At 40.1% G+C, this 22741-nt stretch carries 21 protein-coding genes and 1 pseudogene; 11 read left to right on the forward strand and 11 right to left on the reverse strand.

The window, feature by feature from the left end; all coding sequences use genetic code 11:
- Window positions 1–13: 13 nt before the first annotated feature.
- Together A9J31_RS02915 and A9J31_RS02920 are read right to left on the reverse strand one after the other, a co-directional pair.
- Window positions 14–1363 carry an MFS transporter gene (locus A9J31_RS02915; protein ID WP_425394340.1) on the reverse strand — a complete coding sequence of 450 codons (1350 nt, stop codon included), beginning with the start codon at window positions 1361–1363 and terminating at the stop codon, window positions 14–16.
- A gap of 259 nt (window positions 1364–1622) precedes the next feature.
- A pseudogene (locus tag A9J31_RS02920) lies at window positions 1623–2943 on the reverse strand (MFS transporter).
- A gap of 302 nt (window positions 2944–3245) precedes the next feature.
- On the opposite strand from A9J31_RS02920, the gene glpD reads away from it, so the two are divergent.
- Window positions 3246–4763, forward strand: coding sequence for a glycerol-3-phosphate dehydrogenase (glpD, locus tag A9J31_RS02925; RefSeq protein WP_067762410.1), 1518 nt, complete (start codon window positions 3246–3248; stop codon window positions 4761–4763).
- On the opposite strand, the gene A9J31_RS02930 is transcribed toward glpD, so the two are convergent.
- Window positions 4760–5299, reverse strand: coding sequence for a DUF6988 family protein (locus tag A9J31_RS02930; protein ID WP_067762412.1), 540 nt, complete (start codon window positions 5297–5299; stop codon window positions 4760–4762). The genes glpD and A9J31_RS02930 overlap by 4 nt on opposite strands.
- Window positions 5300–5401: 102 nt before the next feature.
- A complete protein-coding gene (locus tag A9J31_RS02935) occupies window positions 5402–7231 on the reverse strand; it encodes a phosphoenolpyruvate carboxykinase (GTP) (protein WP_067762414.1) in 1830 nt (609 codons plus the stop codon).
- Window positions 7232–7644: 413 nt separating this feature from the next.
- On the opposite strand from A9J31_RS02935, the gene A9J31_RS02940 reads away from it, so the two are divergent.
- The 4 genes from A9J31_RS02940 (at window position 7645) to groL (ending at window position 11529) form a co-directional block, all read left to right on the forward strand.
- On the forward strand, window positions 7645–8583 hold the full coding sequence (locus tag A9J31_RS02940; RefSeq protein WP_067762416.1) for a diacylglycerol/lipid kinase family protein: 939 nt from the start codon (window positions 7645–7647) through the stop codon (window positions 8581–8583).
- Window positions 8564–9325, forward strand: a complete 762-nt coding sequence (locus A9J31_RS02945) for a metallophosphoesterase family protein (protein ID WP_067762417.1) — start codon at window positions 8564–8566, stop codon at window positions 9323–9325. The genes A9J31_RS02940 and A9J31_RS02945 overlap by 20 nt, the downstream gene beginning before the upstream one ends.
- A 206-nt stretch (window positions 9326–9531) precedes the next feature.
- A complete protein-coding gene (locus tag A9J31_RS02950; RefSeq protein ID WP_067762419.1) occupies window positions 9532–9822 on the forward strand; it encodes a co-chaperone GroES in 291 nt (96 codons plus the stop codon).
- 72 nt (window positions 9823–9894) lie between these two features.
- Window positions 9895–11529 carry a chaperonin GroEL gene (gene groL / locus A9J31_RS02955; RefSeq protein ID WP_067762421.1) on the forward strand — a complete coding sequence of 545 codons (1635 nt, stop codon included), beginning with the start codon at window positions 9895–9897 and terminating at the stop codon, window positions 11527–11529.
- 76 nt (window positions 11530–11605) lie between these two features.
- Here groL and A9J31_RS02960 read toward each other — a convergent pair whose 3' ends face one another.
- Window positions 11606–12088 carry a copper resistance protein NlpE gene (locus tag A9J31_RS02960; RefSeq protein ID WP_067762465.1) on the reverse strand — a complete coding sequence of 161 codons (483 nt, stop codon included), beginning with the start codon at window positions 12086–12088 and terminating at the stop codon, window positions 11606–11608.
- Between the two features lie 352 nt (window positions 12089–12440).
- Here A9J31_RS02960 and A9J31_RS02965 point away from each other — a divergent pair, with 352 nt between their 5' ends.
- Window positions 12441–13022: a 1-acyl-sn-glycerol-3-phosphate acyltransferase gene (locus A9J31_RS02965; RefSeq protein WP_067762423.1), complete on the forward strand. Its 582-nt coding sequence runs from the start codon at window positions 12441–12443 to the stop codon at window positions 13020–13022.
- Window positions 13023–13109: 87 nt separating this feature from the next.
- Here the strand turns inward: A9J31_RS02965 and A9J31_RS02970 are convergent, their stop codons facing one another.
- Complete coding sequence (locus A9J31_RS02970; protein WP_067762425.1) at window positions 13110–13439, reverse strand: hypothetical protein; 330 nt, start codon at window positions 13437–13439, stop codon at window positions 13110–13112.
- Between the two features lie 156 nt (window positions 13440–13595).
- Window positions 13596–14336: a sulfite exporter TauE/SafE family protein gene (locus A9J31_RS02975; protein ID WP_067762427.1), complete on the reverse strand. Its 741-nt coding sequence runs from the start codon at window positions 14334–14336 to the stop codon at window positions 13596–13598.
- Between the two features lie 314 nt (window positions 14337–14650).
- On the opposite strand from A9J31_RS02975, the gene A9J31_RS02980 reads away from it, so the two are divergent.
- Window positions 14651–15091, forward strand: coding sequence for a hypothetical protein (locus tag A9J31_RS02980; protein WP_067762429.1), 441 nt, complete (start codon window positions 14651–14653; stop codon window positions 15089–15091).
- Between the two features lie 59 nt (window positions 15092–15150).
- On the opposite strand, the gene rsmD is transcribed toward A9J31_RS02980, so the two are convergent.
- Both rsmD and mrdA read right to left on the reverse strand, forming a co-directional pair.
- On the reverse strand, window positions 15151–15705 hold the full coding sequence (gene rsmD, locus A9J31_RS02985) for a 16S rRNA (guanine(966)-N(2))-methyltransferase RsmD (RefSeq protein WP_067762431.1): 555 nt from the start codon (window positions 15703–15705) through the stop codon (window positions 15151–15153).
- 3 nt (window positions 15706–15708) lie between these two features.
- Entirely contained in the window at window positions 15709–17772 is a 2064-nt protein-coding gene (gene mrdA / locus A9J31_RS02990; RefSeq protein ID WP_067762433.1) for a penicillin-binding protein 2, read from the reverse strand.
- A gap of 234 nt (window positions 17773–18006) precedes the next feature.
- Here mrdA and A9J31_RS02995 point away from each other — a divergent pair, with 234 nt between their 5' ends.
- From A9J31_RS02995 to A9J31_RS03010, 4 genes are all read left to right on the forward strand, one after another.
- Window positions 18007–18525, forward strand: coding sequence for a hypothetical protein (locus tag A9J31_RS02995; RefSeq protein WP_067762435.1), 519 nt, complete (start codon window positions 18007–18009; stop codon window positions 18523–18525).
- Window positions 18526–18589: 64 nt separating this feature from the next.
- On the forward strand, window positions 18590–19906 hold the full coding sequence (locus A9J31_RS03000) for a DUF445 domain-containing protein (protein ID WP_067762437.1): 1317 nt from the start codon (window positions 18590–18592) through the stop codon (window positions 19904–19906).
- An 86-nt stretch (window positions 19907–19992) separates the two neighbouring features.
- A complete protein-coding gene (gene adk, locus A9J31_RS03005) occupies window positions 19993–20652 on the forward strand; it encodes an adenylate kinase (RefSeq protein ID WP_067762439.1) in 660 nt (219 codons plus the stop codon).
- An 86-nt stretch (window positions 20653–20738) separates the two neighbouring features.
- The gene (locus tag A9J31_RS03010; RefSeq protein ID WP_342669159.1) at window positions 20739–20945 is read left to right on the forward strand and encodes a hypothetical protein; all 207 of its coding nucleotides are present in this window, start codon (window positions 20739–20741) and stop codon (window positions 20943–20945) included.
- A gap of 126 nt (window positions 20946–21071) precedes the next feature.
- On the opposite strand, the gene nth is transcribed toward A9J31_RS03010, so the two are convergent.
- Window positions 21072–21746: an endonuclease III gene (gene nth / locus A9J31_RS03015; protein ID WP_067762469.1), complete on the reverse strand. Its 675-nt coding sequence runs from the start codon at window positions 21744–21746 to the stop codon at window positions 21072–21074.
- Window positions 21747–21763: 17 nt separating this feature from the next.
- Entirely contained in the window at window positions 21764–22558 is a 795-nt protein-coding gene (locus A9J31_RS03020; protein ID WP_067762441.1) for an RnfABCDGE type electron transport complex subunit B, read from the reverse strand.
- Window positions 22559–22741: the final 183 nt, after the last annotated feature.

Here is a 22741-nt window from a genome sequence, read left to right on the forward strand (position 1 = left end):
ACAATAAATCGAATTAATTATCTGTAATCATGCTGTGTTTTTTAGTGTCTTTCATGAAAATGTAAGTCAGTAGTGACAGACCGATCATGAAGGTAATGTAGTAGAAGAAATAATTTTCATGGCCTGCATTTTTGAAGCCCAAAGCGACAAGTTCTGCTGTACCACCAAATAAAGTGTTAGCAATAGCATACGGCAAAGCAACCCCGAGTGCACGGATATGTGCGGGGAACAATTCAGCTTTAACTACAGCGTTAATGGCAGTATAACCAGTCACAATCACCATACCACTCATACAAAGCATAAATGCAGTTGTTGGGCTGGTAGTTGAACCAATACCGTTGAAAATTGGAATCGTGAACAATACACCCAGTACACCAAAGGCAATCATAATTGGTTTACGACCAATTTTGTCAGAAAGCGCACCAACAGCAGGTTGTAACAACATGAAGATGAAAATCGCAGCAGTGGTAATTTCAGTTGCTGTGGTTTTTTCAAAACCTGATGTATTTACAAGATATTTCTGTAAGTAAGTCGTAAAAGTGTTGAAGGCCAATGTACCACCAGCAGTCAACATAATCACAGTGAAAGCTTGTTTAGGGTATTTGGTAAATAACGCCAAGGCACCAGATTTTGGACCACCATTTTTGGCTTGTTCTTGTGCTTCTTTAGATGACTGTGTTTCTACTAAGCCACGACGAATCCAGAACACGACAATCGCGAGTAATGCCCCGATAAAGAACGGTACGCGCCAGCCCCATTCAGTCAAAGCTTGTTCTGATAGGTTGCGTTGCAAAATAATCAACACACACAGTGCAAGTAACTGACCTGAAATGAGTGTGACATATTGGAAACTTGAGAAGAAGCCACGGTGATTTTTACCTGCCATTTCGGTCAAGTAAGTTGCACTTGAACCATATTCACCACCAACACTCAAGCCTTGTAGTAGACGTGCAAGTAATAGAATTGCTGGGGCAAGCATACCAACTGAATCATAGGTTGGAGCGCAGGCAATCATTAATGAGCCGACACACATCAAAGACACAGAAACTGTTAAACCCGCTTTACGGCCTTTGCGGTCAGCATAAATACCCATCACCCATGCGCCAATTGGACGCATTAAAAAGCCTAAGGCAAATACAGCCGCAGCTTGTAAGAGTTTAACGGTGCTGTCGCCATCAGGGAAAAATTGTGGCGCAAAATAGAGGGTAAACGCTGCATAAACATACCAGTCGTACCATTCTACGAGGTTGCCGGCAGATCCACCGAGGATAGATTTGACACGAGTTTTTCTATCAAATTGCTCTGGAGCAACTTGTTCAGATGAGTTTGACACATCATTCTCCGAGGAATGAATGCAAAACATATCCATTTAAACTCTTGAGAGAAAAAGTTTAAATCAATATATTTTGTCGAAATGGAAGATGGGAGGATATTTATTTAATTTATACTCCGATCTAAAGCTAAAATCATGCGACTTTAGTCTAAAAAAAGCGAAATAATTATGCATATAAAGATTTTTCGACTAACTGGAAAAGCTTAAAGCCCCAATAGATAGGGCTTTAAGTATGTATAAAGGTGAATAATTAATCGCCATGATTAATATATCGTCAAGCTGAGGTTGGTTAGTGTTCCTTAATTTGCGAATGATGTTTGGTGTCTTTCATGAAGATATATACAAGTAATGAAATGAAAATCATGATGGTGACATAAATAAAGAACCAACTCTCATGTCCTGCTTCTTTAAAGCTCAGTGCAAAAAATTCCGCTGTACCACCAAAAATAGTATTTGCTAAAGCATAAGGTAAGGCTACACCGAGTGCACGTATGTGAGCGGGGAACATCTCGGCTTTTACTACAGCATTAATCGAGGTGTAACCCGTAACAATGACTAGACCTGCCAAACATAGCCAAAATGCAGTCCAATAATCTTGTGTTGCTCCAAGTGTTTGAAACAATATATAGGTAAACAGCACACCCAATACACCAAAGGCAATCATGAGCGGTTTGCGACCAATCTTGTCGGATAATCCGCCAGCAAGTGGTTGTAAGCACATAAAGATAAACAGCGCCAGTGAGGTAATTTGGGTGGCTTCGGGTTTGGTAAATCCTGAAGTATTTACCAGATATTTTTGTAGATAGGTCGTATACGTATAAAACGCTAATGTACCGCCAGCAGTTAAAAATAGTACCGTGAAAGCTTCTTTAGGATAATGCTTAAACAGTGAAAATAAGCCAGATTCAGGTTGGTCTTTCTGTGTTTGGGCATTTTTAAATGATTGAGTTTCCAATAATCCACGTCGAATATAAAACACTACAATTGCTAAGCACGCACCAATGAAGAAAGGAATACGCCATCCCCAATCATGTAATTGTTGTTCAGTCAGAAGCCATTGCAAAATGAGCAAGACACACAGTGCGGTTAATTGGCCTGCAATCAGCGTGACATATTGGAAGCTGGAAAAGAAACCGCGACGATTTTTTTCCGCCATTTCACTTAAATAGGTTGCACTTGCTCCATACTCACCACCAACACTTAAGCCCTGAATTAATCGCGCAACGACCAATATGATCGGGGCAAGTATGCCAGCCTGATCATGTGTCGGTGAAACGGCTATCATTAATGAGCCAATACACATAAGGGTAACAGATAATGTCAAACCTGATTTTCGGCCTTTTTTGTCGGAGTAAATCCCCATAATCCAAGCGCCAATGGGGCGCATGAGGAAGCCGACGGCAAAGATTGCGGCAGCTTGTAAGAGTTGGGCTGTTTGGCTACCTTCGGGGAAAAAAGGCATGTGCAAAATACAGGGTAAATGCGGCATAGACATACCAATCATACCATTCAACCAAGTTACCAGCTGAACCGCCTAAAATGGATTTGACCCGTGTTTTTGTATCTAAATTTGAGTGAACTACCGTTTCATCCGTCATCCTAAAATCCATATTTTTTATTGTGTGGGTTTATCTTAAGCACATAAAAAAGTATGAAATGTAAACTAAAAAAGAGGTTTTGTTTGCAAAGTGTACAATTTATCATGCTGTCATAGTTTTTGCTTGAACTATGGGTTATGCGCTTTTAAAGCGAAGATTTTTAATTTGATTGAATGTGCTATTGAGATGTGTGGTTTATCCACCTACATTTGGATATAGGCATAAAAAAATGATGATTAAAAATAAAAAATAGGCCTTAAACAGAACAGTAAAATTTAGTTCATTTCATTGATTAATAAAACTGAGAGGTGTGTATGCAAGAACAACACCCAATTTATGACATGGTCGTCATCGGTGGTGGTATTAATGGCGTTGGAATTGCTTGTGATGCAGCTGGACGCGGCTTATCTGTACTGTTGTGTGAGAAGGATGACCTTGCGAGCCATACCTCATCGGCCAGTAGTAAGTTAATTCACGGAGGTCTGCGTTACCTTGAGCATAAAGAATTCCGTTTGGTACGAGAGGCCTTGGCTGAACGGGAAGTACTACTAAGTAAAGCACCACACATTATTCGCCCAATGCGTTTTATTATGCCGCATGAACCACATTTACGTCCTGCATGGTTAATACGCACAGGCTTATTTTTCTATGATCATTTGGGTAAGCGTGAGCAACTTGCAGGTTCAAATCAAGTTGAATTTAGCTCAATCAATAGTCCTTTACATGCAGAAATCACACGCGGTTTTGAGTATTCAGATTGTGCAGTAGATGATGCAAGATTGGTGGTCCTTAATGCGATGCAAGCGAAGGAACTTGGTGCTAAGGTTTTAACCCGTACACAATGTCTGTCTGCAAAAACAGAAAATGGTGTATGGACGGTTAAGCTTGAAAATTCGCATGGTGAATCGGTTGTTCGAGCCAAAGTATTGGTGAATGCGGCAGGGCCGTGGGTCGCAGAATTTCTTCAGCAAAATTTAAAGCAAAAGTCACCTTATGGAGTCCGTTTAATACAAGGCAGCCATATTATTGTGCCTAAACTGTATGATGGTGATAAAGCCTTCATTATGCAAAATGATGATCAGCGTATTGTTTTTGCTATTCCATATTTGCAGGACTACACCTTAATCGGTACGACAGATCAGGAATTTCAGGGTGATCCGAATCATGTCGAAATTACTCAACATGAAATTGATTATCTGCTCGATGTTTCAAATGATCATTTTAAGGTTCAGCTTACACAAGACGATATTGTTGCGAGCTATTCGGGTGTGCGCCCATTATGTGACGATGAGTCAGATAATCCTTCAGCTGTGACGCGAGACTACACATTGTCTTTAACGCAGGTAGAAGGTGCAGTAGCTTTGCTTTCGGTGTTTGGTGGAAAGTTAACGACTTATCGTAAATTGGCTGAATCTGCGATGACCTTATTAAAGCCATACTTCGAGCATATGCGCGGGGTATGGACGGCTGCTGCAAAATTACCAGGCGCTGAGCATTTGGTGTCTTTAGATATTTTAAAGCTGAATATTTTAGAGCAGATTCAAAATTTGGATGATAATACGGCGGAACGATGGACACATGCTTATGGGTCAAGGGTATGGGATTTTTTAAAGAATATTCATAATGTAGATGAGTTAGGTCAGCACTTCGGATGTGGTTTGTATGCACAGGAAGTGGATTATTTAGTTGAGCACGAGTGGGCGAGAACCAGTCAAGATATTTTAAAGCGCAGAACGAAATTGTATTTAAAATTTGAAGAAGAATCAGTTCAAGTTTTGGATAAATATTTGATAAGTTTGCGTGAGCGAAGATTAAAAAAAGAAGTGGCTTAAGGTTTGTGTTCTGACGATATGGTTTGAATAGCCTGAAACGCAAGACTGGAAAAAAGTCTTGTTATTTTTATTAACTCGGCGATTGCTTCATCCGAATATGGTGGCTCAACGGTTTCTGAATTTAACCAGTATTGTAGTTGTAAATGATTGGAATGAACGTATGAACTCAAGGCATTCCAATTCTTTTGATTGAATTGGTTGTTGGTAGAAGCGTATTGGATGGCAATTAATTCAACCATTTGTTTTGTATTTTTTATTTCCTTGCCATTTAGGTATTTGTCTATTTGATTTTTAGTTGCGACAAGCTTAATCCATAGACCTTTAATCACTGCTTCGCAAAGAGGTCTTAGGAGTGCAAATGCTGAGGCTTGAAGTGTTGGGAAATTTAGCAAAAGCAAAAAAATTAAATATTGATGCTGCTGTGCAATTGCAAATAAAGTGGCTGCTACTCGCGAGCGCAAGTCAGTATGAATTATTCTTAATGCTAAGTGCTCGGCTTCTTTATAGGACTCTTGAAATGCTCGTTCTAATTGCATGGTTGTTCAAATAATAAATGGTGCAGAAATAATAAAGCTTTATTTTGAAAGCATAAAAAAAGACCGCATAAAGCGGTCTTTTTTAACTTAATCTAGAAAGAATTAAGCAGATTTAACAGCAGCGATTAACTCAGCTTGACGAGTTTTAAGCGCTTCTGGAAGGCGATCACCTAATTTGTTGAACAATTCAGTGTGGCTTTCAAGCTCTTTGATCCATTGATCTTTGTCTTGAGAAGTAACAAGGTCAAATTGTTCTTTAGTGAAATCTGAACCGTTCCAGTTCAATTGTTCGAAAGTTGGTACACGGCCAATTGGAGTGTCAACAGCAGTTGCACGACCTTCACAACGATCAATGATCCACTCAAGAACACGCATGTTTTGACCAAAACCAGGCCATACAAAGTTACCTTCAGCATCACGACGGAACCAGTTCACGTTGTAGATACCAGGTAGTTTGTTACCGTGAGCAGCAGCTTTAGCAGCAACTTCTTCACCAAGTTCTAACCAGTGAGAGAAGTAGTCAGCCATGTTGTAACCCGCAAATGGAAGCATTGCGAATGGATCACGACGAACGATACCTTGTTGACCAACAGCAGCAGCAGTTGTTTCAGAGCCCATAGTTGCAGCTTTGTAAACACCGTCAACCCAGTCAAATGCTTCTGAAATTAGAGGCACTGTATCTGCACGACGACCACCGAAGATGAACGCAGAAATTGGAACACCTGCTGGGTTTTCCCAATCAGCGTCAATAGAAGGGCATTGACCAGCTGAAACTGTGAAACGAGCATTTGGATGCGCCGCTTTTTCACCAGCAACGTGTGGCTGACCTTTCCAGTTTGTAAGGTTAGCAGGTGCTTCTTTAGTAAGACCTTCCCACCATACTTCGCCGTTGTCAGTTACAGCAACGTTTGTATAGATAACATCTTTAGTTAATGTAGCCATACAGTTCGGGTTGGTCTTGGTATTTGTACCAGGTGCAACACCGAAGAAACCAGCTTCTGGGTTAATCGCATATAGACGACCGTCTTCACCTGGTTTGATCCAAGCAATGTCATCACCTACAGTTTCGATTTTCCAGCCTTCGTAGCCTGCTGGTGGAATCAACATAGCGAAGTTTGTTTTACCACAAGCAGAAGGGAATGCAGCTGCGATGTAGTGTTTTTCGCCTTGTGGGTTTGTCACGCCAAGGATGAGCATATGTTCAGCTAACCAGCCTTGTTGACGACCCATAGAAGAAGCAATACGTAAAGCTAGGCATTTTTTACCAAGCAATGCGTTACCGCCGTAACCAGAACCGTAAGACCAGATTTCACGAGTTTCTGGGTAATGAACGATGTATTTTTCAGGGTTGCAAGGCCATGCAACGTCTTTTTGACCTTCTTCTAGCGGAGCGCCTACAGTGTGTACACAAGGAACGTATTCACCGTCAGTACCAAGAACGTCATAAACAGCTTTACCCATACGAGCCATTTTTGACATGCTTACAGCTACGTAAGGAGAGTCGGTAAGTTCGATACCGATGTGAGCAATATGAGAACCTAAAGGCCCCATAGAGAAAGGGACAACGTACAAAGTACGACCTTTCATTGAACCGTCAAATAAACCGTTAAGGCGAGCACGCATTTCAGCTGGAGCTTCCCAGTTGTTAGTTGCGCCAGCATCTTCTTGCTTTTCTGAACAAATAAAAGTACGACCTTCAACACGAGCAACGTCAGAAGGATCAGAATTAGCAAGGTAAGAACCAGGGTGTTTTTCTTGGTTAAGTTCTTGCATAGTGCCGTTAGCGATCATCAAGTCGATATAACGTTGATATTCTTCTGCGCTACCGTCACACCATTCGATTTTTGCTGGTTTGGTTAATTTGGCAATTTCTTCCACCCAAGCAATAAGCTTAGGGTGACGAACGAATTCTGGTGCGTTCACTTGGGTCATGGTGAGGCCTATCTCAAAAATGTACTAACCGTACAAAGTCTAATCTGCATCATGGGGTACATCATGCAGATAAAATATGAAAAAAAAGTCGCTGTATTAAAGCATAAAATCATAAAAAAAATAAGACTAAAGAAGTGGTAGATTTTATTTGGTAGTTAATGCTATTTAGTAATAAAATTAAATAAAAACAAATGGTTAATAATTTTATTGTGTTTATTTTGTTCTATTTAGAAAAATAATGAACAATATTTTATATAATTATATTTATTAAAAACAATAGCTTGAAATAATTTCTTACATGAGAATTATTATTGATTAAATAAATGGTGGTAATTCGAATTTTACATAAAGGTGCTTTTAATTGTTTGTTAATTCGACAAAATATAAATCAAACGGGTAGAAATGTATAAAAAATGTCTCTTCAAACGAAGCCATTATCTATTATTTACAATAAAAACTCTGGTTTTCATGCTGCAAATAAAGAAGCAGTTTATGAAGAACTGGTTCAAGTCTTGTCCAGTCATGGTTATGAAATTCAATCGTTTGAACTGGGGCAGGATGTCAGTTTTGATGCCTTAATGGATAAGGTGCTTGCACGCCATCAGCAACAGCAAGAGGTTGGTGTGGTGGTTGCAGCAGGCGGTGACGGGACTTTAAATGCCGTCGCGCAGCGTCTAATGCATACCAATATTCCAATGGGTATTTTACCTTTAGGTACCTTCAATTATGTTGCGCGTGTGCTCAATATTCCATTGGATTTAATCCAAGCGGCAAACGTAATAGCAACGGGTCAAAACAGGGAAGTGCATGTTGCACAGTTAAATGATCATATTTATTTAAATAACGCTAGCTTAGGGCTGTATCCGCTATTCATACAAAAGCGTGAATTTTACAATCAAAAATTTGGGCGCTTTCCTTTACACGCCTATACATCAGGGCTTGATGTTCTCATTCGTGATCGTAAAGAATTGAAGCTTGAAATTGAAGTAGATCATCATATCTATCCAGTCAAAACACCGTTGATTTTCTTTGGTAATAATCAATTGCAACTTGCGGATTTAAACTTAAAAATTGCCAAAGATGCTGCACAAGGAAAGGTCGCCGGTGTGGTGGTTGCAAAAAGTGATAAACGCACCTTATTCAAACTGCTGTGGCAGTTGATGCGTGGAAATATTGAAAAAGCACCAGATGTTTATAGTTTTGCAGCGGAGCAAGTCACGATCCACACCAAACGCAATAAAATAACAGTGGCTATTGATGGTGAAATTGTTGAAATGAAACCACCATTACAGATTTCTGTGAAAAAAAATGCCTTAAAAATACGAGTTCCACATGATCCTGCATCTGTCTGATCTGCATTTTGGAACTGAAAAGCCTGAATGTATGTGGGCGATACAACAGTTTTGCCAGCAACATCAGATTGAGGCTGTTGTGGCGAGTGGTGATTTAACTCAGCGCGCACGGTATGCGCAGTTTTTTGCCTGTAAACAATTTTTAGAAAGCTTGAAACGACCTTATATCGTGGTTCCGGGCAACCACGATATACCTCTTTATCATTTATGGAATCGGGTATTTAGTCCATTTACTCGGTATAAACTGTTCTTTGATAATTTAGAAAATGTGCTGGAAACGGAGCATTTTTATTTGGTGGGAGTAAATAGTATTCGCCGGCGTTACCACACACGGGGACACATCTCTTTAGAACAAATACAACGTGTGGATGAGCAGTTAAAAGCCGCACCAAAAAATAAGTTGAAATTGGTGATTGCCCATCAACCTTTTTATACACCTCCCAATGATCCACATGGTGTTAAAGATTGTCCTGTACAAGGCCGATTGGCACTCGAGCAGTGGAGTAAACATGGTTTAAACGGGCTGTTACATGGACATTTACATGTGCCAGCAGCTTACGATTTAAATCAAATCTATCAATTAGGTGCTGCACATCCAGTTTGGGATATTCATGCAGGAACAGCGACGTCGTATCGTTTGCATGACAATCTTCCCAATAGTTTTAATGTCATTGATCATCATATGGATGTACGGCATTATTTCTTTAATGCTGTATCTCAGCAGTTTGAACAGAAGCCTTGATTTTAAGAATTGTTGATCATTGCGATATACAAAAGAGTAATTAGTCGAAAAAAAGTACAAAAAGATTAAAAAAATTAAATTTTACCCTTGAAGCGTTTTTTTCCATCCCCACAAAAGTGTCATCTGAATTAATTTTTGGCGATGGCTTACGGAAATCAAAATGTCATCGTCATTCATCTATAAATAGACTTAGTCTGGAGTTAACTATGAGCAATATTCGTCCTCTACACGATAACGTTGTGATTCGCCGTGTTGAAAAGGAAACTAAAACTGCTGGTGGTCTTATTTTAAGTACTTCAGCAGCTGAACAACCTGCTCAAGGCGAAGTGATCGCTGTAGGTAATGGTAAAGTAACTGACAATGGCGTTCGCGCATTAGACGTTAAAGTTGGCGACAACGTATTGTTTGGTACTTATGCGGGTACAAAAGTAAAAGTAGAAGGCGAAGAGCTTCTTATTATGAAAGAGTCTGACATTTTAGCGGTACTTGAAGCTTAAGCTTCATACACGCATTTAGACCCTTTTATAAAGTATAAATTGTTAAAAATTTAAAAAGATTCGGAGTTAGATATGTCAGCTAAAGACGTAAAATTTGGTGATTCAGCGCGTTCAAAAATGATTGCAGGTGTGAACGTACTTGCAGACGCAGTAAAAGTAACTTTAGGTCCTAAAGGTCGTAATGTTGTTATCGATCGTTCTTTCGGTGCACCACACATCACTAAAGATGGTGTAACTGTTGCAAAAGAAATTGCACTTAAAGACAAATTTGAAAACATGGGCGCGCAATTGGTTCGTGAAGTTTCTTCAAAAACCAATGACATCGCAGGTGACGGTACAACAACTGCAACTGTACTTGCACAAGCAATCTTAAATGAAGGTATCAAATCAGTGACTGCGGGTATGAACCCAATGGACTTGAAACGTGGTATCGACATCGCTGTACGTGCTGTAGTTGAAAACATCAAAGCAACGGCTAAACCAGCTTCTGATACCAAAGCAATTGAACAAGTTGGTTCGATTTCTGCAAACTCTGACACTACTGTTGGTAAACTTATTGCGCAAGCAATGGAAAAAGTAGGTAAAGAAGGCGTTATTACTGTAGAAGAAGGTTCAGGCTTTGAAGATGCTTTGGACGTTGTTGAAGGTATGCAGTTTGACCGTGGTTACATCAGCCCGTACTTTGCAAACAAACAAGACACGCTAACTGCTGAACTTGAAAATCCGTTCATTCTTCTTGTTGATAAAAAAATCAGCAACATCCGTGAATTGATTGCTGTACTTGAAGCTGTTGCTAAAACAGGTAAACCGCTTCTTATCATCGCTGAAGATGTTGAAGGCGAAGCGCTTGCAACTCTTGTTGTAAACAACATGCGCGGCATTATTAAAGTATGTGCGGTTAAAGCCCCTGGTTTTGGCGATCGTCGTAAAGCAATGCTTCAAGACATCGCGATCTTAACTGGCGCAACTGTTATTTCTGAAGAAGTAGGTATGTCTTTAGAAACTGCATCTCTTCAAGATTTAGGTACAGCGCACAAAGTAACTGTTTCTAAAGAAAATACAGTGATTGTTGATGGTGCTGGTAATGCAGATCAAATTGCTGAGCGCGTAACTCAAATTCGTGCGCAAATTGAAGAATCTACTTCAGAATACGACAAAGAAAAACTTCAAGAACGCGTAGCTAAATTGGCTGGCGGTGTTGCAGTGATCAAAATCGGTGCTGCAACTGAAGTTGAAATGAAAGAGAAGAAAGACCGTGTTGACGACGCGCTTCACGCAACTCGCGCTGCGGTTGAAGAAGGTGTTGTAGCAGGTGGTGGTGTTGCACTTGTACGCGCTGCATCTGCACTTGAAGGTGTTACAGGTGCGAATGACGACCAGAACGTAGGTATCAACATTTTACGTCGCGCAATCGAAGCACCGCTTCGTCAAATTGTTGCGAACGCAGGTGATGAGCCTTCTGTTGTAATTAACGCAGTTAAAAACGGTGAAGGTAACTACGGTTACAATGCTGCAACTGGTGAATACGGCGATATGCTTGAAATGGGTATCCTTGATCCAGCGAAAGTAACACGTTCAGCACTTGAACATGCTGCTTCTGTTGCTGCTTTAATGCTTACAACTGAATGTATGATCACTGATATTCCAGAAGACAAACCGGTTGCTCCAGACATGGGTGGCATGGGCGGAATGGGCGGTATGATGTAATTCATCTACCGATCATTTGATCTAAAAAAATCCCCGCATTTTGCGGGGATTTTTTTGTCTGATATTTTAAAAGTACTTAATTAAGCTGTTTGGTTAATTGGAAATTTAACTCAGGCATTTCTAATTTTTCGCCTTTATCACCACGTAACTCAATAAAATTTTCACCGATAAAATAAATTCGATTATCGCCTTCAGCATCGAGTTGAATCATATTGGGTTGGTCTGCTAAGAATTTAAAGGTCCCTTTGACTTTGTTTTCCGTGTTTGCAGGTTTGCCTAAAAATTCTTGGCTGAGCTCAAAGCGGTTATCGAGCTTGAGTTCAAGTTCGGTTTCAATGCCTTTACAGTCCTTGCAAGGCAGTATGCCTTTATACTCACCAGGCCAATCCAACGCGTTTTCAGCAGTATCGCCCATCGTGGTGTCCGCCTGATTAGGATGATCCGTATTGGCGATGACATTATTGTCTGGAGCGGAAGCTCTTTCTGATTGATCGTTATTGTTTGAGCAGCCCATTAAAATCAGGCTGGTTAGTCCAAGGACGAGAATTATTCTTTTCACAGTAATCATCCAGTCGCATTCGAATACATTAAGCTTGATGCCAAACGTACTGTGAAAACAGTGGCTTCATGTAAAATCTTGTGCTTTTCGTATTTCGTGATTTTAAGTTCTTCAAAGAAAGCATGCATAAATGAAGCATTACATTAGAAAAGAAAATAATAAAAAACGAAGATCAAATCCAAGCAGCTGATTAACTCACGGCTCTAAATTGGATGCTAAATTATTGATTACCTAAAAGTGAACGCTAAAGGACATTTATATATTAATTGGGTGATTTTTAGACAGTTTAGACTTTTATATATTTTTTAGCTTGCTAAACTCGGTGCACTTTTAAATGTGTGCGGTGTAAATTGTGTTTGAAAAATTGGCAGAACAAAGCCTAAATGCCTTGGGTTGGAAGTTAGATAATCACTGGTCTTTAGACATTGATCAATGTGTCATGATTGCTGCGCCACATACCAGTAATTGGGATGCGCTATATGCGCGTCTAGCTTTGAAGGCAATGGGGGTAAATGTACGTCTTACCATTAAAGACAGTTATATGAAGTTTCCATTTGGGCCATTTGTCCGCGCTATGGGCGGGATTGGGATAGATCGTCGTCCTAAAGCGCCGGGTGAACCACGTCCGAGTATGGTTCAACTGATGACAGATTTATTTAAAACTCATCCGAAATTGGTGATGTTAGTAACACCTGAAGCAACACGCGCCAAGCAAGAAAAATGGAAAACAGGTTTTTACCATGTTGCAGTCAATGCGGGTGTACCGATTGCCTTGGCTTATATGGATTATAAAAATAAAAAAACTGGCGTTGGTAAAATTGTTTATCCGACAGGGGATTTTGAAAAAGATATGGCTGAGATCATGGCTTTTTATGCCAACATTAATGCAAAATTTCCTGAAAAATTTAGTGTAGATACACGCTATCATCCATGATCTTAAAGTAGATTAGATAGAAAAAAGGACAGCTCAGACTGTCCTTTTTTATTTTGATTTGAGAAAAATCGATGTAAATAGTTTTTGTTATTCTTCAACTTCAGGATGTATCCCACCTAAGTTTTGGCAAGCAGACTTATAAATAATATATTGTTGATCCACGACATCGGTGAGTGGAATGCTAAATAATTTATCGCCATCTTTATATTGATCAATATAAGAAACGACTTTCTGTTTACTTGAAGCAAGTTTTTGCTCATGGAAACTGGTAATCGAACTGTGCGTCATATGTGCGCTTTCGATATTATTACATTGGAATTGAGAAAGTAGCTTTTCGGCTTTTTTTATTTCGCTAGATGTGCCAAACATACAGCCGCTTAACAGAGTTACACCTGCGAGCAGGATGAACTTATTCATGATTTTTTTATGAGCAAATGATGTGGTGTCGTATTCTATTCAGTTTTAAGATAAAAATTAATTTATTTTTTACCATTTGGCTAAAAAATGATTAAATGAGATGTGGTTCATGATTTTAGTTGTATTTTGTAGATCATTTATATTTCAAAAACTGGTTTAGCTGTGCAATAGACTCATGCTAAGTAAAAAGCATCCTGAGCTAAATAATAAACCAAGAACAATGTGTTTAAACTGGCGTTCCGAGACTTTGTAAAACAAACGTGCACCTAAAATTACCGGAAATGCCATGATAATCAGTAATACCGCCAGATAGGGTAAGTGCTGTTTTTGGATAATCCCTTGCCATAGATAGCTGGCTAAGGTCACGATTTGAATTGCGAAATTAAAATGACGCAGAATATAACGCTGCTGTTCTTTCGGTGTCTTTTTAAGCATGAGCCAAGCAGAAGGCAATGCCCCACAAAAGCCACCTAATCCACCCAATATGCCTCCAATATAGCCAATGATCGAATCTGCCCATTTACCCGATTTTGTGATCCATCCAATTGTAGGATTAAAAAAAAGGATCGGGCACCAAATCACTAAAAATGCACCGAGTACCAGCTTAAAAGTGTTTTGATTAATAATATCGAGTAAATAGGTTCCTAAAGGCACGCCAATTAAGCCCGCTATTAAGTAAGGCCAAATGAGTTTGCGATCGAGGTTTATGGAGTTTTTTTCGTAACTGAGGGAAATAAAGTGACTATAGACTGAAGCACTAACAACTAAGGGTGCTGCAATTTGCGGCGGCAGAATCCATACCCAAAAAGACATAGCAATTAGTGCAAATGCAAAACCTGTTAATCCTTGGATGAAACCTGCACATACTGCCCCAAGAATGAAAATTAACCATGTCATTGCATTTTTACTTTTAAAATTCAGTCGCTATTGTAGATAAAATTATCTCTGAAGGGGGGGAGTTTGTTAGTATAAATAAGGAAATAAGTTATCTAAAAATCTGATCGAATAATGTGGTGATTCGCTGATTGTTATCGGTGTTCTATCATAAATGTTTCACTACCAAGCTTGGTTTTTTTACATCTTATTTATAGGTTTAATATTCTAGATGATGGATAAAAAATGGACATGGGTATACATCTCATCTACATAGGTTACCTTTTTGATCCATTTCTTTACAGCAGACTATACCTATTCAAATAGGAGTAGTTCACATGCTTAAACAAGTTTCTTTGCTATCAGTGCTCGCAATTTCACTTACCGGGTGTGTGGTTGCACCGTTTGATGATGGCTCGCGTTATTCGAGTCAATATGGTTATGGATCATCGCATCGATATTCAAATTCTTATGGCTATGAGCGTCCACAATATCGTCCGAATCAGCCGCAATACAGACCACATCATCAGCGTCCACAGCATGTAGGTTCAACCCAACAGCATCGACCTTGGGATAATCAACGGCCTAATGTACAACGCCCGTCACAGCATAAACCGAATGTAAATAAGCCTCAAACCGCTAAACCACAAACAACAAAACCTGTAACGAAACCAAAACCGAATGCTCAATCACAGAAGAAGCGTCCTAATGTTGCACCAGCAGTTAAGCTATCTACAGGTGGATTTAATGCACAGCGACCTTTACGTCCACAAATTTGATCTTGGGACATTCGCTAAGAAAAGGACGCGTAAGCGTCCTTTTTTAAATACATTTGGTTTTAAACTGATTTTTGATAGAGTCCAGCGCGAACTGTACCAGCTTTAGTATTTTTAATTTGTTTCCATGATACGGGTAATTTGAGCTGAGATAGATCTCGATCAGCTTCGACATAAATTAAGCCATTTTCTGCAATTAATGGATCAGCTTGGTTTGCTAAGGTTTCCCATAGGTCGAGGCTATAGGGAGGGTCTAAAAATACTAAATCAAACTGCTCTTTTAATGTAGCTAAGGCTTGTTGAGCAGTCATAATTTTGAGTTGGGCCTGTTGCTTACTCACACGTAATAGTTCGAGATTATCCGTTAAAAATTTTGCTTGCGTACGGTCAGGTTCTATCATGACTGCTTGTGCTGCACCTCGTGAGAGTGCTTCAAATGCTAATGCACCTGAACCGGTACATAGATCTAGAACTTTGGCATTTTGTACGTCCCACATGAGCCAGTTAAAAAGTGTTTCACGTACACGGTCAGGCGTTGGGCGAAGTCCGTCAATACTGGCAAAAGGTAGCTGACGACGTTTCCATTCTCCACCAATGATTCTTAATTGATTTTTCATTGATTATTCCTGATCAGCTGTTGCGGCTGCACTCGCAGCACGAGATGTAGTAGGTGCTGCTTGACCATTTGTCTGAGCGGCCTGGTTACTATTTGAGTTCGCTTCATTTGTTTGCTGGTTTGGATTTGCATTTGGGTCGGCAGACAAAATATTAGCGCCACTTGGTAATTCACCGGGTTTAATCCCAGCTGTCATTAAGCCACCACTTACTTGGTGGCCGGAAGGACGAATTGGATTTTTTTTACGAGTTAGTAGCCAATAGTCAAAAATAGGTTTAGCGATTTGAGCTGCCGAACCACCATGACGGCCATTTTCCCAAACCACAGCAATTGCAATTTCAGGTTTTTCAGCGGGTGCAAAGCCAACAAATAGGCCGTGATCAAGTTGACGTTCTGTAAGTAATGCTTCGTTATATCGTTTACCTTGAGCAATACTTTTAACCTGAGCTGTACCTGTTTTACCTGCAATTTGATACATCGGCGTGCGGATACCACGGCCTGTACCCGTTTGCACTACATCAATCATGGCATCACGCATCTTAATCCAATCTTCTGGTTTACCATTAAATTGAATGCGGCCATTTGGTGCATTATGAACTTTATGCACCTTAGAACCTTTACTTTCACGCAATACATGAGGGGTGACATGAGAGCCTTGGTTGGCTGTAATTGCAGTCGCCATGGCCAGTTGTAATGGGGTTGCGGTAAATGCACCTTGTCCAATACTGACGGAAATCGTTTCACCTTTAAGCCAATTTGATTTGCGGGTACGCATTTTCCATTCAGGATTCGGATATAAGCCTGTACTTTCACTTGGTAAATCGACACCAGTTTTTTCACCGAAACCAAATTGACGCATCCATGAGTTCATTTTTTCAATGCCCATGCGATATGACAGGACATAAAAATAGGTATCACAAGAGACAACTTGTGCTTTATGCATATTTACAGCGCCATGACCGGTTTTTTTGTGGTCACGGAAACGATGGCTATCACCTGGTAAAGTAAAATAACCGGGATCTGAAATAGCCGTGCTCCAATCAACTAAACCATAGTGAATACCACCCATACCAAACATCGGTTTAATGGTCGATCCTGGAGGATAAGCCCCTTGTACAGCACGGTTATAGAGTGGTTGGTCTAAGCTATCACGTAAACCAGAATAATCTTTACTACTAATACCTGTTACGAACAGGTTCGGGTTAAAGCTTGGGCTGGATACCAAAGCAAGAATTTCACCTGTACGCGGATCCATTGCAACAATAGCGCCACGTCGACCTGCCAATTGCTCAGAAGCAATCGTTTGTAAGCCATAATCTAAGGATAAATACAGATCATTACCACGAACTGGATCTTTACGGCCCAAGTGGCGTAACACATTACCAAAAGCATCAGCTTCAACGGACTCATTGCCGGGCATGCCATGTAGTAATTCTTCATACGACTTTTCAACGCCGATCTTACCAATCAGGTTAGAGCCAGCATATAAATCTTTATCAATGGTTTTAAGTTCTTTGTCATTGATACGACCGACATAACCAATCACATGCGCAAAAAGTTCACCATGTGGGTAATAACGGGTCATTTGTGTTTCGATATTAACGCCTGGGAATTGATATTTCACTTCACTAAAACGCGCAATATCATTTTCATTCAGGTTAAGTTTGATTGAAACACGTTCAGTTTTCTTTGAAGTTTTAATTCGACTGCTAAAACGTTCAATGTCTTCATCAGTAAGTTCAAGGAGCGGCGTGAGGCGCTTGACGGTGTCGTCAATATCTTCAACATCTGCACGACTCATGGTTGCAGAGAATACAGGGTAGTTATCAGCCAGTAATACACCATTGCGGTCATAAATATAGCCACGGGATGGCGCTAAAGGCTGTAAACGAATTCGGTTTTGATCTGCAGCGGTTGAAAACGTTTCGTAATTCTTAATTTGTAAATAGGCGTAGCGAGCTACCAATAGCAACATAAAGAATGACACGATCCCAATCGAAATCAGTACACGATTACGATAAATCCGCTTTTCTTGCTGGACATTTTTTAAAGGAAAGTGCTGCTTCATATGCGATCGACTTAAAGACAAAGAACTGAAATAACAGAAGAGGCATATTCTAGCGCAATTGTTATTTTTTTTGAGAATTAAAAACGTGCTGCTCGTGGATGTAGCTCAAACTTTGACTTTGCAGACATGAAAAAGATGCGAGCTTGTGTATAACAGTTCATTTTAATCTGATAAAGTCGCTAAGAATAAAAAAGGAATAATCCAAAAATAATACTAAGGAAGTTAGTGAAAACAATGAATAAATTTTATCCATGGTTGGTGTTAATGATGCTTGGAAGTGTCGCACACGCCAATGACAACGCATTTTTACCTGAGGCAAATTTAGGCAGTACAGGCTATCAAGCTTGGAATCTTGGTGCGGGTTTTACTCAAAAAATCATTCATGTGAATGGTGAATGGGTCAACCCTTATGGCATTGCTTATGCGAAAGCTGGTGTTTTCTTGAACGATGATAAAACACCTGGTGGACAAGTCGGCTTTCGTCACCCAGTTCATTTCACTGGCAAGGATAAAAATGGTTATTATGTCGGGGCTTATGCAGGTTATATCGACACGAAAAAAGTTGATGGTGACGATGAAGCTCGATTAGGCGGTGGTATTGATCTTGCTTATGTGATGTTGAGCTCCGAGCGTATCAGTACGTTTAGTGTTGGCCTGGGTGCAGGAGAGAAATTAGAAGATAAGTCGGGCAATGTTATTGCAGAAATCGAACCTAGACTACAAATCTCATATACTCTAAGTATTGGTTTGTAGTGAAAATAATCAACTTTATGTTTTAACCGCGCTCACTGAATAAAATTAAATATGGAAGTTATGCATGCTTGAGTACGTTAACGATCTGTGGCAAACCTTTTTGCAACGACCCGATTTTTGGGCGGTGCTAAGTATTATCCCCGTTACCGCGTTCGTTACCTGGGCACACGTTTGGATGGCACTTAAAATGGTGTTTTACCCAATTACTTTTTGGGGATTCCATTTAGGCCCAATACCGGTGGGATGGCAGGGCATTGTGCCAAGAAAGGCTGGACGTATATCTGGCATTATTACCGACAACACTTTGTCTAAATTGGGTTCATTGCGTGAATTTTTAGATGCAATGGATCCTGAGGACATGGCGCGTATTATTGGTGAACAAGTTGGTTTTGAGCTTGAACATTTAATTGATGAAGTCATGCTCGACCGAAATGCTGTTCTTTGGGAAAATTTACCGTATTCGATCAAACGTCGTATTTATGCTCAAGCACATAAACAGTTACCAAGTACTTTAAAAGAACTTGTGACCGAACTGACCATGAACGTCGAGTCATTAGTTGACATGCGTGAAATGGTGGTGAGCCAGATGGAGTCTGATCGACGCCTGATGGTGCGAATGTTCCTTAAAGTTGGACAAAAAGAAATTAACTTTATTTGGCATATTAGTGCCTTGATTGGGATGTTCTTTGGTATCTTCCAGATGGTTGTTTGGTTTGTGGTGCCTTGGCATTGGACAGTGCCATTCTGGGCTGCAATCTGGGGCTTTTTGACCAATTGGATTGCTATTTGGATGGTATTCAATCCAATCGAACCACACCCAGTGAAGTATTTACAATTCTTTGAATTAACTAAAGATCGTAAATTTCCTTGGATCAAGCCTGTGATTCCACGTATTGGAACTTACAATATTCAAGGGGCGTTTATGAAACGCCAAGAAGAAGTATCGGATGTATTCGCAAATGTAGTCACAGAAGACCTAATTACGCTAAAATCTATCATGACCGAAATGATGTATGGCGGGAAAAAAGACAAGACTCGTCGCATTGTTAAACGTCATATTAACGAAATTATGGAAACACCATTGGTTCGTACGTCATTACAGTTGTCTTTAGGTCCAAAAGAGTATGCAAAACTCAAGACAGACTTGATCGATCGCTCAATTGAAATTACGATGGTGCCTGTATGCGACCCTGCGTTTAATGCGAGCCGTGCACAGAAAATCTTTCAGATGTTTAGAGACCGTATTCGCGAGTTAACGCCTAAAGAATTTCAAAATTTGTTACGTCCTGCATTTCAGGAAGACGAATGGATTTTGATTGTGTTGGGTGGGGTGACTGGTTTTATAGCTGGTACAATACATTTGTTTGTGGCTTTCTTATAATTAGATGCTGATAGGTGATGTTAATCTTGGGGTTCATATCACCGTATAGCGTCATATACAATGTTTTAAAATGAGGATGTTTTTTTATGCGCATTATATTACTCGGACCACCTGGAGCAGGTAAAGGCACACAGGCTCAGTTGATCTGTAAGCGCTACGATATCCCACAAATTTCAACCGGTGATATGCTCCGTGCTGCGATTCGTGAAGGTACTGAATTAGGTCTACAAGCTAAAAGCGTCATGGATAATGGCGGTCTTGTATCTGATGAGCTGATTATTGGTCTTGTGAAAGAACGTATTGCTCAACCTGATTGCGTAAACGGCTGCATTTTTGACGGTTTCCCACGTACGATTCCTCAAGCTGAAGCGCTTGAAAATGAAGGTATCAACATCGATCACGTGATCGAGATTGATGTACCTGACGAAGAAATCGTTCAACGTCTTTCTGGTCGTCGTCAACACCCTGCATCAGGTCGTGTTTACCACATCGTTTACAATCCGCCGAAAGTGGAAGGTAAAGATGACGAAACTGGTGAAGACCTTGTGCAACGTCCTGATGACCAAGAGGCGACGATTCGTAAACGTCTAGGTTCATACCATACTGAAACTGAGCAATTGGTTGGTTTCTACCAAGGCCGCGCAGCATCTGGTGAAAATGCACCGACTTATGACAAATTAAATGGTCTACGTCCAATCGAACAAGTACAAACTGATTTGTTCGCGATTTTAGATCAAGCAAAATAATTCAGTTCGACTGAAATTTTGACTTTAAAAGAGTCCTACTGCATAGTGGGACTCTTTTTTTATTGTTCATTTTTGAGGACAATCTAGTGCTGAAAGTTGCTTTAATTTTGGGTGTTGTTGTTGCAGTGGTGGTTTTACTGGGACTGCTTTATGTCAGTTTTAAAATGCTGCGTAATGTACAAATTGAAGAAGCAAAAGATGCAAAATTAAACCCGAAGCAGTATCAGTTACATCCCAAATTACAACAAGAGTTAGATAAGAAAAAACAGCAAGACTCTAAATCTGAACAGTAATTTGCTATGAAGGGTTGAGGCCTAAACTACACTAGCATATTACAAAATCAGCAATATATCTGAGTTATATATTGCTGATTTTCATTTGATTAGCATAAAAATGATGCTTGCGATATCTAAGAAATATTAGGCATCTAGGTTGGTTACTTTAATTGGTCTTGCTGCACCAAACTCAAAACGATCAGGCCAGTTACACACGTCAGAAACGATACATTCATTACACTTGGGTTTACGTGCGATACAGCAGTAACGACCATGTAAAATTAACCAATGATGTGAGTCGACAATAAATTCTTTTGGAATCACTTTCACTAAACGGTGTTCGACTTCAAGCACATTCTTGCCGACAGCTAAACCTGTACGGTTACCTAAACGAAAAATATGTGTATCAACAGCCATCGTTGGTTGACCAAAAGCAGTATTCAGCACCACATTCGCTGTCTTACGCCCGACACCGGGTAAGGCTTCTAAGTCTGCACGATTGTTTGGTACGACGCTATTGTGTTTGTCGATCAGCATCTTACAGGCTTTAATGACGTTCTCAGCTTTCGAATTATATAAGCCAATGGTCTTAATATATTCCTTTAATCCATCAACCCCTAAGGCATAAATAGCTTCAGGTGTATTGGCAATAGGAAATAGTTTGTCTGTGGCTTTATTGACGCTAACATCAGTGGCCTGGGCAGATAATGTCACTGCCACTAATAGCTCAAAGGGGCTGCTGTAATTTAGTTCAGTTTTAGGGTTAGGACGTTGCTCACGCAGTCGTTCAAAAAAAGTTTGAATCTGCTTTTTCGTCATATTTTTAACAGCCACAATTAAGCCCCTTGTAATTGTGTTAGTTGTACCGAAAGTGAATCAAGCAACTCACGTTTTTTTGCATCTTCACGAACACTGAGCTGCTTTTCGAGTTTTTTGATTTGTGTTCGGATTTTTGCAAGTTCAATCGTGGTTTTTGCATCAATATTAATGGTCGCTACATTTTGTTTTTCAACCACTTCAATTGCAGGAACAGAGTCCGTTTGGCTTGAAAATTGGGCAAATAATTCAGTGTCAATTTCGGCGCGAACGACAGGACCTTTACGATTGAGTTGACGTTTTTCTTCACGCTGAATATGTGCATAATATCGGCGGCGTAAATCGTCTTGCTCTGCAATTCTTAATGTTTCATTCAGCATCGGTTGGGTGTCTTCAACCAAGTCAATGCAGTCGACCGGGCAAGGAGGAATGCACAGTTCACAGCCCGTGCATAAATCCGTTAATACGCTATGCATGAGTTTTCCTGAGCCAATGATGGCATCGACAGGGCAGGCGCTAATGCATTTGGTGCATCCAATACATTCGTCTTCACGAATCACTGCTTTGACACGTTGAGGACGGCCGTCGGATTGAATTGGCCACACACTTTCTTCTGCTTTTAACGGAGCACGATTTAACAAAATCGCTAAGGCATCAGCCACAGGCTGCCCACCCGGCACGCATTTATTCGCAGCTTCACCTTCATGAATTGATTTTGCATAGGGCAAACACCCATCACGATGGCCACATAGACCGCATTGGGTTTGTGGAAGTAATGCGTCAATTTGTTGAATGAGGGAAATTTCAGAATTCATGGTTCATCGAGTTACAGCAGAAAGTGCGAAAACAAAGCAGGGTAATGAATTCTAGCATGTTTTTAGTGTGTTGAGTGTGCTCGAAAATAGGTCGTTGTTTGCATCATTTATGCGCAAAAAACAACATTAAAATATTCCTTAAAGTTATTAGATATATAACCAAAACATCTTAAAAATCAAATT

The sequence above is a fragment of the Acinetobacter gandensis genome (assembly GCF_001678755.1).
Taxonomy (GTDB): Bacteria; Pseudomonadota; Gammaproteobacteria; order Pseudomonadales; family Moraxellaceae; genus Acinetobacter; species Acinetobacter gandensis.